Annotated in this window: 1 rRNA gene; it reads right to left on the bottom strand. The window is 43.6% G+C overall.

What is annotated here, in order from left to right:
• Positions 1-62, bottom strand: a 5S ribosomal RNA gene (gene rrf, locus GVO60_RS22710); the annotation flags it as partial.
• Between the last annotated feature and the right edge of the window lie 163 nt (positions 63-225).

Genomic DNA, 225 nt, shown 5'->3' with positions numbered 1-225 from the left:
TTCGTTTCACTTCTGAGTTCGGCATGGAAATCAGGTGGGTCCAAATCGCTATGGTCGCCAAGCAAATTCTTTAATTCGGAAAGCTGTTTGCGTTCTCTAAAACACAATCAAGTTAATTCTTGTATTGAGTCCATCAAAACCCTTTGGGTGTTGTATGGTTAAGCCTCACGGGCAATTAGTACAGGTTAGCTCAATGCCTCACAGCACTTACACACCCTGCCTATC

This window comes from Vibrio atypicus, assembly GCF_009811315.1.
Lineage (GTDB): Bacteria > Pseudomonadota > Gammaproteobacteria > Enterobacterales > Vibrionaceae > Vibrio > Vibrio atypicus.
This window is presented reverse-complemented; position numbering and strand designations above follow the sequence as displayed.